The sequence below is a fragment of the Thermoplasma sp. genome, from assembly GCF_023256435.1.
Classification (GTDB): Archaea; Thermoplasmatota; Thermoplasmata; order Thermoplasmatales; family Thermoplasmataceae; genus Thermoplasma.
Genome location: NZ_JAGDXM010000012.1, coordinates 21,147 through 33,711, shown reverse-complemented (window position 1 = coordinate 33,711; position 12,565 = coordinate 21,147). Strand labels below are relative to the sequence as shown.

Annotated in this window: 13 protein-coding genes; 8 read left to right on the top strand and 5 right to left on the bottom strand. The window is 47.9% G+C overall.

Annotated elements, in window-relative coordinates; all coding sequences use genetic code 11:
- Together Q0C15_RS01280 and Q0C15_RS01275 are read right to left on the bottom strand one after the other, a co-directional pair.
- Window positions 1–442: radical SAM protein (locus Q0C15_RS01280; RefSeq protein WP_297215171.1), on the bottom strand; the 442-nt coding region annotated here is incomplete at its 3' end.
- Window positions 439–1,692, bottom strand: a complete 1,254-nt coding sequence (locus Q0C15_RS01275) for an Nre family DNA repair protein (protein ID WP_297215169.1) — start codon at window positions 1,690–1,692, stop codon at window positions 439–441. The genes Q0C15_RS01280 and Q0C15_RS01275, both read right to left, overlap by 4 nt.
- A gap of 127 nt (window positions 1,693–1,819) precedes the next feature.
- On the opposite strand from Q0C15_RS01275, the gene Q0C15_RS01270 reads away from it, so the two are divergent.
- A complete protein-coding gene (locus tag Q0C15_RS01270) occupies window positions 1,820–3,250 on the top strand; it encodes an MFS transporter (RefSeq protein WP_297215167.1) in 1,431 nt (476 codons plus the stop codon).
- A 54-nt stretch (window positions 3,251–3,304) separates the two neighbouring features.
- On the opposite strand, the gene Q0C15_RS01265 is transcribed toward Q0C15_RS01270, so the two are convergent.
- Entirely contained in the window at window positions 3,305–4,696 is a 1,392-nt protein-coding gene (locus tag Q0C15_RS01265; protein ID WP_297215165.1) for an APC family permease, read from the bottom strand.
- Between the two features lie 190 nt (window positions 4,697–4,886).
- Between Q0C15_RS01265 and Q0C15_RS01260 the strand changes: the two genes are divergently transcribed.
- Genes Q0C15_RS01260 through Q0C15_RS01250 form a run of 3 tightly spaced genes read left to right on the top strand, consistent with a single transcriptional unit; the run spans window position 4,887 to window position 7,341 of the window.
- Complete coding sequence (locus Q0C15_RS01260; protein ID WP_297215163.1) at window positions 4,887–5,582, top strand: hypothetical protein; 696 nt, start codon at window positions 4,887–4,889, stop codon at window positions 5,580–5,582.
- 45 nt (window positions 5,583–5,627) lie between these two features.
- Window positions 5,628–6,773 (top strand): MFS transporter, encoded by a 1,146-nt coding sequence (locus Q0C15_RS01255; RefSeq protein ID WP_297215161.1) that lies wholly within the window; start codon window positions 5,628–5,630, stop codon window positions 6,771–6,773.
- A gap of 1 nt (window position 6,774) precedes the next feature.
- Complete coding sequence (locus tag Q0C15_RS01250) at window positions 6,775–7,341, top strand: exonuclease domain-containing protein (RefSeq protein ID WP_297215159.1); 567 nt, start codon at window positions 6,775–6,777, stop codon at window positions 7,339–7,341.
- Window positions 7,342–7,348: 7 nt separating this feature from the next.
- Here the strand turns inward: Q0C15_RS01250 and Q0C15_RS01245 are convergent, their stop codons facing one another.
- Window positions 7,349–7,777, bottom strand: a complete 429-nt coding sequence (locus Q0C15_RS01245) for a DUF309 domain-containing protein (protein ID WP_297215157.1) — start codon at window positions 7,775–7,777, stop codon at window positions 7,349–7,351.
- Between the two features lie 270 nt (window positions 7,778–8,047).
- Here Q0C15_RS01245 and Q0C15_RS01240 point away from each other — a divergent pair, with 270 nt between their 5' ends.
- Window positions 8,048–8,314, top strand: coding sequence for a hypothetical protein (locus tag Q0C15_RS01240; protein ID WP_297215156.1), 267 nt, complete (start codon window positions 8,048–8,050; stop codon window positions 8,312–8,314).
- Window positions 8,315–8,479: 165 nt separating this feature from the next.
- Window positions 8,480–9,613, top strand: coding sequence for an MFS transporter (locus Q0C15_RS01235; protein ID WP_297215154.1), 1,134 nt, complete (start codon window positions 8,480–8,482; stop codon window positions 9,611–9,613).
- A 4-nt stretch (window positions 9,614–9,617) separates the two neighbouring features.
- Here the strand turns inward: Q0C15_RS01235 and Q0C15_RS01230 are convergent, their stop codons facing one another.
- Entirely contained in the window at window positions 9,618–10,244 is a 627-nt protein-coding gene (locus Q0C15_RS01230) for a pyridoxamine 5'-phosphate oxidase family protein (protein WP_297215152.1), read from the bottom strand.
- Window positions 10,245–10,318: 74 nt separating this feature from the next.
- On the opposite strand from Q0C15_RS01230, the gene Q0C15_RS01225 reads away from it, so the two are divergent.
- Both Q0C15_RS01225 and Q0C15_RS01220 read left to right on the top strand, forming a co-directional pair.
- On the top strand, window positions 10,319–10,555 hold the full coding sequence (locus tag Q0C15_RS01225) for a DUF167 domain-containing protein (RefSeq protein WP_297215150.1): 237 nt from the start codon (window positions 10,319–10,321) through the stop codon (window positions 10,553–10,555).
- A gap of 308 nt (window positions 10,556–10,863) precedes the next feature.
- Window positions 10,864–12,558 (top strand): AMP-binding protein, encoded by a 1,695-nt coding sequence (locus tag Q0C15_RS01220; RefSeq protein WP_297215148.1) that lies wholly within the window; start codon window positions 10,864–10,866, stop codon window positions 12,556–12,558.
- Window positions 12,559–12,565: the final 7 nt, after the last annotated feature.

The following is a 12,565-nucleotide window of genomic DNA, read 5'->3' as shown; positions in this document are numbered from 1 at the left end:
CCTTCTCCGGATCCACCGTGGTGATCGTTATGCCCACGTCCACCCTTTCAGGATACCTTGCGAAAAGATCCAGATCCCTGGCCACAAGCGGCGATTTGGTCTGAACAGATACACGGAAACCCTCCTTCAGCAGCATCTCCATGGATCGCCTGGTGAGCCTGTACCGGAACTCGACGGGCTGGTACGGATCTGTGATGGTGGAGACGCCAACTACACCGCGCCTCTTATGCGGAAGCTCTCTTCTCAGAACATCCAGTATATTCCTCTTCACTATTATCGTACTGCCCCAGTCATCCGCTGCACGCTTGTCCTTCGTCATATCCATTGCGTAGCAGTACAGGCACCTGTGCATGCACCCAAGGTACGGATTGAGGCTGTAATCCAGCTCCATGAGTCCGGAATTCTGCAGCGCGCTCTTCACATCGATCTCAATTATCCTCATATGCTGAAGAACCTCTCCAGGTTGTTGTACCTAAGCGTTCTGTACACGTAGGAGTTAGACTTCCATTTATCCGGAGGCACCTTCATCCACTCAGAAACGTATTTTATGGCTTCATCGATTGTATCGAACTCCTCAGGCTTCTGTGAGAAGAGCCTACGCATGTTTTCCCTGACGAACCAGACGCCCACCGGTATGTTGAAACCGGGATATATCTCGCGCCATGTTATCGCTCCGCCACTCCTCCCCATCCTCTTGAACGCCTCGCCAACTGCAACCCTGCTGGAGTAGTAGCATCCGCCGATGTCCGGATATGTCCTGCGGCCGTAGTAGCCCTCGTAGTCTATCTCGACCTCGGCCTCGTCTCCCCACATGTTCCAGGTGCTTCCAGGGAACCACGATTCGCCCCACTCGTATATCCAGTTCGACGGCGTGAGTATGGCCATGAAGTAGTTACCGTTGACCCTCATCCTGTAGGCCAGGAACTTATCGATTGACGGCATATCCTTGATATCTTCGACGAGATCATCGGATATCATCGTGTCCACGGCCGTTATCGACCATCTCGTGGGCACTATCTTTCTCCTCCTGCCTTCACCCATGATCCCGACGCTCAGCGACTGTGATATCCTCTCAACATCCAGTTTGTTCTCGTATAATGCTATGACTGCATCCCTGGCCTTAAGATCCGTATCGTAATACACCTTCTCTATGTGCTGATCCGTCTTTGTGGAATCAAGCGTGAACGATTTCATTGGAGAGGCCGGGCCCATTGGCGTCACATGGTCATCTATCTCGATCCTGGAAGTATCGATTGGCTTCTCCAGCAGTATGTCGACGTCAACCGATCCCTTCGATAACGATATCTCCTGTATCCTCTGGAGCAATTTATCAGGATCCACGGCCGCATTCACGCTGAACTCGGTGGATCCCCTCAGCATCGACAGCCTCTGCGATATGAACTCCTCCAGCGGCATGTCGATCCATGCAGCGCTCACGGCTAAACTGCTTGTATCGCCCTTAATCGGCGGTGCGGACGGGTAAACGGATACCTTCGGATATCCATAGCGGCCCACGAACACGGATGGTGGCGAAGATCCCTCGATCTCCCTCACGCTGCCCTGGACCCCGACCTTCGATCTCGTGATCAGCTCGATCTCTATGGGGCAGTATGAGAGGCCGCAGAGCCTCTTTGCGCCCCTGCACCTCATGCAGAGGGATGCAGGTATCTTCATCTTCGCCCTGAAAGGCATACTTTTAACAAATGCCTGAGCGTATTTAAGGTTAAAGATCTGATTTTTTATATAGAATATATAGATATATGTATTACAAATATATTATATAGAAAAACGTAAAATAACCGCGGCCTATAAATAGATGATGACAGAGAACAATGGTGGTTTGGATGCCATAAACGAAGCCCTGAACAGATCTCAGGGAAGTTTCCACATCAAAACCCTTCTGATATCTGGCCTCGGTTTCTTCACCGATGCCTACGACCTGTTCATAATAGGTGTTGTTGTATCGCTACTTTCCCTCTCGGGATGGACCACTATAGATACGTTTTACAAGGGTCTGATAAGCTCCACATCGCTCATATCTGCGGTGATCGGCGCGATCCTGTTCGGAAGGCTGCTCGATTATCTGGGAAGGAAGAGGATATACGGCCTTGAACTGGCCATACTGATAATCGGAGCTTTGGGCAGCGCATTTCTGACGCCCTACAACAACGCCATCGCTCTTATAGGATGGAGGTTTCTGCTTGGTATAGGTATAGGCGGGGATTACGCAGCCAGCTCAACTATAATGGCGGAATATTCCAACACGAAGAGCCGCGGCAAATTCATAGGAAGCATACTCTCCATGCAGAGCTTCGGCCTCATAGCCGGGCCTCTCATAGCGCTTGCATTCATGCTGCACGGCGTATCGCCGGCCATAACATGGAAAGCGCTGCTTGCCATAGGAGCGATACCTGCGGCAATAGTCATATACTTCAGGCTGAAGATGCCCGAGCCTCCCAGATACACCGCAGCTGCCAGGGGCGATGTGAATAAAGCTGCCAGAGATCTTAAGGAATACACCGGCATAAATGTGAGCGTTTCAGATGACGAGAAGTACGTTGTTAAGGCCAAGTGGTCAACGCTCTTCAGGGACAGGACGTTCCTTCTGACGCTGATAGGAACAATGGGGGCTTGGTTCCTTATGGACTGGGCACTGTACGGAAACTCGATAATGTCCACAACGATACTCTCAGCGCTTGTACCATCAACAATAAAGGGCATGCCTGCACTTATAAAATCCACTGAGTACACACTTTTGATATTTGCGGTTGCAGCGTTTCCAGGCTACTGGATAGCCACGTTCACAATCGACAGGATAGGCAGGAAAACGATACAGCTAACGGGCTTCGCCGTGATGGCGGCGACGTATGCGATAATAGCGATAGGCTACCACTCCATCATAGGGAACCTCAGCCTCTTCCTGGGGCTTTACGGTGTTAGCTACTTCTTCATAATGTTCGGGCCAAACGTCACAACGTTTGTATATCCGCCCGAGGTTTTCCCTGTCACCACGAGGGGTCTCGGAACCGGGATGTCAGCGGCGGGCGGTAAGACAGGAGCATTCATAGGTACGTTCGTCGACGCGATAATACTTGGGACAGACGCATCAGCACACCTTCCACTGCTTTTCACAATCCTAGCTATATTCGCAATCGTAGCCTTCATACTGACGCTGGTGTTGCTTCCTGAGACAAAGGGAAGAAACCTCGAGGAAACGTCTGGAGAGAAGAGGTATACAGTTAAAGCATGAATAAAATTAAAAATTTTTAATATTCAGTCATATATCGTGTTTTTCCATCGATCATCATGATTCGACTGATGCTTCTATACCAGATCCACCAGCAGGATTCCTGATGGAGTGGATCAATACTGCGGCAGAGAAGATCGCGAATGCTGCCGATCCAACGATGACCGGTGTGCTTATGGACATGAACGTGCTGTAAAATATGAAGCCTAGCACAGCTATTGACACAACCGAGATCGTTATGCTGCCGTAGGGGTATCGGTGAAGTCGTATGTCAGAAGCCGGCAGTGAGACATTTATCAGCGCATGAACCAGCAGGACTCCTAGCGTTGCTGCCGTTGCAGTCATTATGAATGCCCCGAACCCGCCCATCACAGCGGCAGATATTATGGCTATGGCTGCTGCCATGGCTGATATGAATGCTGCGGATATATGCGGTGTCTTTCTGTGGCTCACACCGCTGAAGGCACCGTGTATTATCCCGTCCCTGGACATGGCCATCATGACTCGCGACGTGCTGTTGGTCACGACAACCGTACCGGTGAGAAGGCTGTTTATGAACAGCACCGTTATTAGTATTGCCGCTCCGGTACCGAGATAGCTCCTGATCATGGTGATGCCTGGAGCCAGGTTGTCCGGGCTGGCGTAGCTAGCCATGTTTGCCGGGCCCCATGCAACCGTGAAGTAGTAGGAGGTGAAGACGAAGAATGCTCCTAATACTATAACGGTGAAGAGCACAGACTTCGATATTGTTCTCTCAGCCTCCCTGGACTCCTCCCCCAGCGGGGTTGATGCACCGAAGCCGGAGAAGGCGGTGTACATCAGCAGAACGCCTATTCCAACACCCGAGAGTCCGCCGTAGGCGAACTTTGGGGTGAAAACGGATGCTGTGTTTATGGACGGCCTCATGGCCAGGATGACGATGCCCATGCCGGCCACTATCGCCATCTCTGCTATGGCCATGTACATCGTGTATCTTGTAGATTCCTTCACACCACTATAGGATATAAGGAAACCGGAGGCAAGCACAGCGATAATCAGGACATACATCAGATATCCAGGTATCGCTATGCCGAATACAGATCCGAGGACTGCTGGAACAAAGACTCCAACGCTGAGCGATATGAAGGCCAGCGCCATCACCTGATAGAACATGTATAGAAAGCCGGTGAACCTTGCGGGGCGGCTTCCCAGGCCGCTTCTGACGTAGTAATAGTAGCCCCCAGCACCGGCTATCCTGGTTGAAAGACGGCTTATTATGAAGGCATTCAGGAACACAACAAGGAAGGCGATGAATGCGGCCAGAGGAAGCGATCCAAGCGCATAGGCCGCGGCCCCCGTCAGCGTTGCAACGGCAGCACCAGCGGGTGCAGAACCGGCAACGCCCTGAAACATGTTTTCCTTAAGTCCTATCGCATTTTTTCTTAGAGATGAATATCCTTGATTATTCACAAAATATGTGATATGTACATATTATATAAGCATTTATGTCTAAAAAATATCATACAATATAAATATTGTAAATCGATCGCTCGGATCGAACAGGGCATGCATGCTTTGAATCATACGAAGAAACTATAATGTGCTATGGAACGATGAGTTGAGTATCTATTTTTTAAACGAAAATTTTAATAAAAGTTTCATGATGTTTGATCACAATAATGCCACATCCGTGCCATCCCCGTCTGTGGCCCTCAGCGCGCCGTCATTTGCCTATGGCACATTCAACGTTGCATATTCATCCGGCGTGAACCTGAACCTGACGTCTGCATATTCGATCACGGTTTATTACAATGGTAATGCGGTGACGACAATACAGCCGACGGCTCAGTCTGGAACCATAACAGTCAATGGATCGATGCTTCCATACGGCACTCTGACGTTCAATCTTACGGAGGTGACGGCAACCGGATCATACAATTACACGTCCATAAATGTGGTCAACGTTCCGGCATCGCAGTTCTATCCAACGGCGACAATATACACACCTGCTTCAAACACCACGATCTACGGAAGTGTCAACGTTTCCTTCTCTTACACGGGCTATGACGCAGACGCTGTGCTTTTCGTCAACAGCTCATCAGGCAACGTGATCACAAAGAACGTCACCGGCACAAACTATGCGTCATTCCAGGCCACGTCTCCCGGCAGCTATACAGTGACGCTGCTTGTAACAAGCCCTGATGGACAGCATGCGAAAACTACGGTGACCTTCGAAGTCTCGAAACCAGTCAAAGCTGTACCTTCCGGCGTTGTGTTTGAATACCTGGTGATAGGTGCCGTTGCAGGGCTAATCGTTGGATCGGTCGTTGTAGTGGCCCTGCTCAGGAGGCACTGAACATTCGAAAGCACAATTTTTTATCATTTTTTATCATACATTTTCATGCATGCCTACACCCTCCTTCTGACGGTAGCAAAGGCCTTTCGTTCCTTCATATTTGCGGCCATGGCCATCATAGTCCCCTATTACCTGTCGTCGCTGGGCATCAACGCAGTCTACACATCGATCGTGATATTTATAAGTCTGGTCTCCGGCGCGGTATTCATCCTTCTCTATCCAAGGGTGAAAATGAAGCTGAAGCCGAAGATGATACTGTTATCCGGACTCATGGTGCTGGCATTCCTCATACTCATATTCACGCGGAACGTATACGTCTTCATATTAGCGATATTCATAGGCGGCATCTCGCTTACGGGCCGCGATTTCTCAGCCTATCAGCCCGTTGAACAGTACACAATAAGCAGGTATGAGCAGAACCAGAAGAGCAAGAACACGGCGTTTTCGGTTTACAACTTCGGATCCTATGGAAGCGCAGCCATAGCATCGCTTTTTCTCTTTCTTTACGTGCACTACGTTTTTTCCTACATATTCATGGTTCTACTGGTGTTCGCTCTGGCCCAGCTCATGATATACCTTGCGATCTCATTCCCTGAGTACAGCAGGCCATCGGCAGCCAGCGAAATACCTGGCGAGGTGAGGAGGCACATTTCATCATTGTCCGCACTGTTCTCGATCGATGCATTTGGAGGGGGCTTCGTTACCACGTCTATGATCACGCTCTGGTTCAAGGTGGTTTACCATATATCGCTTGGATATGCTGGCTTCATATTCATAATAGTCAATATCGTGACGGCCATATCGATACTGATATCATCCCGCATATCTGGAAAGATAGGGCTGATACGCACCATGGTTTACACCCATGTCATAAGCAACTTTTTCCTGATACTCATGCCGGTGATCCCGAACTTGATAGCGAGCCAGGTATTCCTGTATCTGAGGCAGACGACGAGCCAGATGGACGTTCCGGCGAGGGACAGCTTCACCAACACGATCATACCCGCAGACTACAGGGTGAACAGCAACTCCGTGTTCACAACGGTCCGGACACTGGGGCAGGTGCCTGGGCCTGCCATAGGGGGATTTCTCATAGATGCAATGCCACCTTCGCTTCTGTACGTCGCGGGTGCAACAAAGATCATATACGACATATCTCTCTACGTTAAATACCGCTGGTTCAGGGATTGAATTGATATTCATAGATACCGAGACAACCGGCCTCGATCCGTTGAAATGCAGCATCATTAGCATAGGGTGCGTGGTCTATGAGAATCCGTCGGTCCGTTTCTACATGGAGGCGAGGCCGGATCCTGAGGCGCTGATAGAGGACGGAGCGCTCTCGGTCAACGGCTTCACAAGGGATTATCTGGCCTCCATAGGAAGCGCCATGTATGATATGCTTACAGCGTTCACCGAATGGTATGCCGATAACTCAAAGGATTACACGGTTGCCGGCTATAACATAGACTTCGATATAGCGTTCATAGGGCAGGAATGCATAATCAATTCGATTCGTATGATCCGGATAGACAGGAGGATCGATCTGAAATACCTCTTCGAAACATCGGATATCTATAAGGGCGGAAGGAGGAGGCTTGACGATCTGATCACGGCGCTGGGGCTGGGTATCGAGAGGAGGCCCCACAACGCGCTCAACGGTGCCCTTGCCGAGGCAGAGGCCTACGCTAGGCTCGTGGAAAAACGCAGTTTGCTCCCGCAGAGTGATCTGGACATTATATTCATGCGCGAGGTCTGAGGCGCATTCATTCGCCAGCACATCGGATGTTATTCAGGAGTGAGTCAAAATCCTCAGCGGTCATTGGATAATGAAAACGCATGTCTGCTCTGATCTCTCGAATTCCCCTCTCATGCATGATCAGTGCCGTATCGGCATGCATCATCTGCCAGTGAACCTGGGCAGCGACGATCCAGATCATGGCCTGCACCACAGTCTTTCTCTTTCCGGATAGGCTATGCCAGGCATCCTCCAGAGCCTCGTGGGCCTCCCAGAATCTCTCCTCCGATATGAGGTACCTTGCATTCCTGAAGGCTGAATCCAGATCTGCGGTCCGAATACCATCGCATTCAGGGCATATGACCACGGCATAGCTGCATGATTCATCCATAATGCGATACAGATCCGATTCCTCGGCAAAAAACGAGATCTCGACCATATCGGAATGCCTCCTCACGATAGCATCTCGCCTTATTTTCCCATGATAATTGCGGCAGAAAAGTATGCATCTGACATTCATTAACGGTATAGCAGTCTTTCTGGATATTTACGGATTTTGAGGTGTATCGGACATGCCTTTGCGAAGATATTATGCGATATCCCATCGATGGTTCAATGCAAATTCTGTTAAATTCAGCACATGAAATTGCGGTTTTAGCATTCAGATCGAATACTTTATCTTTTTACATGCTTTATACAATTGTAATAATATTATGGGGTGGTGTTTATGAATTCCGACGATTTCTATATGAAATGGAATGGTTGCCTCACCAGGACATCCTATGTGCCGAAACTTGATGTCAACCTGATAAGGAGGGTGAGGCTGGATAATGGCGATCTGATATACGCCAACCTCAGCGAGATGGTGCGTATAGGATCCACTGAAAACGGAAAGCCTGTTGAGCGCACATTCATAAAGTTCAAGCTCAACGTGTGCGATGATATATACGATGTTGCGATGGTGGACGTGAGGCATATAGCCGATGTTTACTGAATTTTTTCTCGATCTAATTCTCTATACTGAAGTGGATCATCCTTATGGTTCTCTTCATCCATACCTTGACGTAAGTTCCAAAATGATCAGGATTGCCAACCGACCAATTGTGAAATAGTTTTACCATGATCATTAATTTTATTTAACATCAGCATATGTGTGGGCATGGTGGATAGACTTCGGAACATACCCGGGGTTATGATACCTTTTCTCTTCTCAGCCTTTTCTGTCTTCTCCATCTCCATGGTCGTACCGCAGATCGCCGGTCAATTTGCTGTTCCAATTTCATCGGTGCTTCTTGCCATACCTCTGGACTTCATAGGCGGGGCCATCGGAGGGCTCCTGCTTGGGTACGCTGCGGACAGGTACGGGAGAAGGTTGATAATGCTTATATCCTCTGCCATTTTCGGCTTATTTACCCTGGCATCATCATTTTCGGTGTCCATATACATGATATACGCTTTCTGGTTCCTCATAGGACTTGGAGTGAACGCCCAGAACGGCGTATCCTATCCAGTGGTCGTTGAAACGCTCAGGCGTTCATCGGGTACGATAGGGGGTATAATGCAGAGCCTCTATTTCCTTGGTTTCATGCTGGATTCTGTTCTCTTCGTATTTTTCCATTACTGGCGTACATACCTTATGGTTGCCGGCCTCATAGCGCTTCTCTTTTCCATACCGTCAGCTGCCATGATCATGGAGACCGGTGGCAGGCGGATCGTGGGTGTGCATGAAAAGGATCCCAATTTCATGCGCTATACGATTGCGTTCTCCTTAGTTGTAATAGGTGCATTCATGTTCAGCATACCGCTCATGGCGGATGTGCCGACTCTCCTTTCTGATCTGAAGGTCAGCCCCATATTTGTAACTGTGCTGTCTCTCGCGGGGTTTTCCGGATTCGTGATAGCCGGCTTTCTATCGGACAGATACAGGAGAGGACATGTCGCAATGGCCTTTGCGGGATCTGGTGTTCTGTTCTCACTGGCACTTATACTGTTGCATGTGGATGCTTACTTTCTTGCCATTCTCGCCGCGATATACATATCTTCCGGTTTCTTCTCATTCAGCGGTATATGGGTCAGTGAAAATTATCCACCAGGTTCAAGAGCGCTGGCTACAAATATAGTGTTTTTCTCCGGCAGGATCATTGGTGGATTTTCCCCATTCATAGCGGCGCTTATTGATCCATCTTCACTTGCCTCCGGCATAGCTGTGGTATGCATAATATCTGGGTTGATGGCATTTCTGGCATCAGCCTACATTCAGGCAATAAAATCGCACAGGGCAGTTCATGCCTGATCCGTCATCTGAACAGATACTTTCCGTACAGCGATTTGATGTATTCCGGTGCATCCTCTCCAGCGTTTCCATAGGAGTGAAGTATGGGTATGACGCCGGACCATATGCCGGATTGCGATGGATCATGCGGCGGCCCTGTCCTCATCTTCATCGAAAACGTTTCAGGTTTGACCGAGAAAACAAAGACCCCATCCAGATCATCTACCGAAGGTTTGATGGAATCTTCCCAGCGGCCAGGAGCTATTTTCGCGGTTAGCATTCTGAACGTCTGCAGCTTCTCAGCGATGTCCTCGACCTCCACAGGCCTTCCGAAGATCAGAGCTGAAACGTAGTTGACTGAATTGTTTTTGATCTCGGAGGCGAGCACGATGCCGTTCAGCTCCATCAGTGAAATGGCGATCAACTGGCTTGATCTCATCACACTGTATATCCTGCTCTCCATCGAACCGTGCAGGTATATAGTCTCACCTCTGTTTGCAAACATCATGGGTATAGCATAGGGAACGCCCTCATCGACAAAGGAGACTGTGCACACAAAGTTTCTTGACAGAATCGATCTCAGATCTTCTAAATTATATGAGGCCCTTTCTGGATATCTCTTGACCCTATTCTTTATCCCTTCATCATTCATGCCTAAATATGACCTAGGCTGGCATAAATCTATGGCGATCCAAAGATTACAAAATCGTAAATATTATACCCTAAATGGATCTTCTCAACCGGGATCGCTTGATTGTTATGGTTAAGGTCAGGCATGGCAGAGGGGATATACGGAAGGATGGCGATTATATTGTGGTATTCACAGAAGAGCCAAGGGAGAATGGCAGGGCAAACGCTGACGTCATAAGACAGCTATCCCGCTATTTCAATGCAGATCCATCAAAGATCAGGATACAGCGCGGGAAAACCAGCACCACCAAGACAATATTAATAGAGGATTAAACGCCTGCCGTATGAAATCTACGAAACCAAGTAATATCTGTTTGAATTAGTCTGATATGAAAATTAGGAGATTATCTTAATATACGCAGCGCTTATTTAATATACGGTCGTGAATACAGCATTGCTTTATGTGGTATGCGATTCGAAGTAATCGTATTTGTATGTGCAGAAGATAAGATACTTCAACTGAAGGTTGTTTTAAGGATCCTAGATTGATCCATCTATCGATCATATATCTCTAGCTTAAGACATGTATATATTATATAATTTATCGTAATGGATTTAAGCATGATTACATATTGCATGTCATGTTTCCGCCAGATCCTACTAGGAAGGTAGGTTTCTATGATATTTCTGTTTATCAGGAGGCACTTGAAAGATATAAATCCGTGGCAAACATGGTAAAGCAAAAAGCCATTGAGAACGGAGAAAAAATCTGGATCACATTTCAGGACGGTAGAAGATTCACCTATTCTGATGTTGATAGATTCAGTGATAGAATGGGAAGTGCAATCATCAGGGCTGGAATCGGCATGGGAGAAAGGGTAGGGATCTTTGCTTACAATTCTCCAGAATGGATAATCTCCTATTTTTCAATTCTTAAGGCTGGAGCCATACCAGTTACAGTCAATACTGCTTTTATAAAAGATCCATTGGTGTACAATCTTGATCGTCCGCAAGTAACAGGGCTTTTCCTCGATTCAAGGCTCCTTGATCAGTTTCTGCAGGTTGCTGATCAGCTGCCAAGGATCAGGGTTGTGATAGTCATAGGGACTGCAAACACAGATAGGTTGAAATTTGGCAACGTCAAAGTATTTTCATATGAAGATCTGCTGAAGGAGCCTTCCGGTGCCGAGATCTATCTGGATCAAAAATGGAAAGATCCCGCAGCCATGATACTCACATCTGGCACAACGGGCAAGTCAAAGGTTGTCGTTGAGACCAATGCACAGTTCATCGCAACAGCGCTTGATATGATCGATGCGGGTGGAGTCACCCCTGAAAGCAGGATCTATGTCTATTTACCTCTCTTCCACATCATGGCACTTGATCTTGCAACAATTTCATCAATGCTTGCGAATGCAAGCATGGTTCTCGTGGAAAGACTGAATCCTGCCACATTCTGGGATGACATCTCAAACTACGGCATAACACATTTTCATGCTGTAGGGCCGATATTTGAGATACTACTCAAGCAGAAGCCGCATGAGAAGGAGAGACGCCATGGCAAACTTATCGCAATAGCCTATTCATCAAAGGAAATATGGGATATGTGCGTAAAACGATTTGATATACGTATAACTGGCGGTTATGGAGGTACCGAAGCAGGTATCCCTGTGACCTCGCCCTACAGCGATGTTGTAGAAGGCAGAAATCCGCCCGGGAGTTGCGGAAGGCCAGCCCCTCCCTTTGAGGTCACCATCGTGGATCAAGAGGATCGGCCTGTAAAGCCTGGAGAGACAGGCGAGATACTTATAAGGCCAAAATTACCATGGGTCACTTTTAAGGAATATTATGGAATGGAGAGAGAAACGCTGGATGCATTCAGGGATCTGTGGTTCCATACTGGAGATCTTGGAAAATATGATGAAAATGGCAATATATATTTTGTGGACAGGGCTAAAGACGCAATAAGAAGGAAGGGTGAGAATATATCATCGTTTGAAGTTGAGCAGATACTCCTGAAGTATGACAGGATCAAGGATGCAGCTGTAATTCCTGTTAAGAAAGGTTCGGACGAGGAAGTCATGGCTGTTATAGTTCCAGCATCTAACGATCTTCGTCCGGAGGAAATCATAGATTATTGCATAGAGAATATGCCGGCATTCTGGATACCGAATTATATAATGTTTCTTGACGCTCTACCGAAAACACCAACTGGCAGAACTGAAAAATACAGGATAAGAGAAATGGATAAGTCGGCTGCAGTTGAAATGACTGATTATATCTCAAGGAGATTGTCCACCAAACATAGGGATGAAAGGCAGCGATCCAAAAGCTGATTTATGT

Bases quoted from the DNA above. Each gene is read 5' to 3' on its own strand.
- Q0C15_RS01275 (WP_297215169.1), bottom strand. From the start codon at position 1,692: ATGCCTTTCAGGGCGAAGATGAAGATACCTGCATCCCTCTGCATGAGG.
- Q0C15_RS01270 (WP_297215167.1), top strand. From the start codon at position 1,820: ATGACAGAGAACAATGGTGGTTTGGATGCCATAAACGAAGCCCTGAAC.
- Q0C15_RS01260 (WP_297215163.1), top strand. From the start codon at position 4,887: ATGATGTTTGATCACAATAATGCCACATCCGTGCCATCCCCGTCTGTG.
- Q0C15_RS01255 (WP_297215161.1), top strand. From the start codon at position 5,628: ATGCATGCCTACACCCTCCTTCTGACGGTAGCAAAGGCCTTTCGTTCC.
- Q0C15_RS01240 (WP_297215156.1), top strand. From the start codon at position 8,048: ATGAATTCCGACGATTTCTATATGAAATGGAATGGTTGCCTCACCAGG.
- Q0C15_RS01235 (WP_297215154.1), top strand. From the start codon at position 8,480: ATGGTGGATAGACTTCGGAACATACCCGGGGTTATGATACCTTTTCTC.
- Q0C15_RS01230 (WP_297215152.1), bottom strand. From the start codon at position 10,244: ATGAATGATGAAGGGATAAAGAATAGGGTCAAGAGATATCCAGAAAGG.
- Q0C15_RS01225 (WP_297215150.1), top strand. From the start codon at position 10,319: ATGGATCTTCTCAACCGGGATCGCTTGATTGTTATGGTTAAGGTCAGG.
- Q0C15_RS01220 (WP_297215148.1), top strand. From the start codon at position 10,864: ATGTTTCCGCCAGATCCTACTAGGAAGGTAGGTTTCTATGATATTTCT.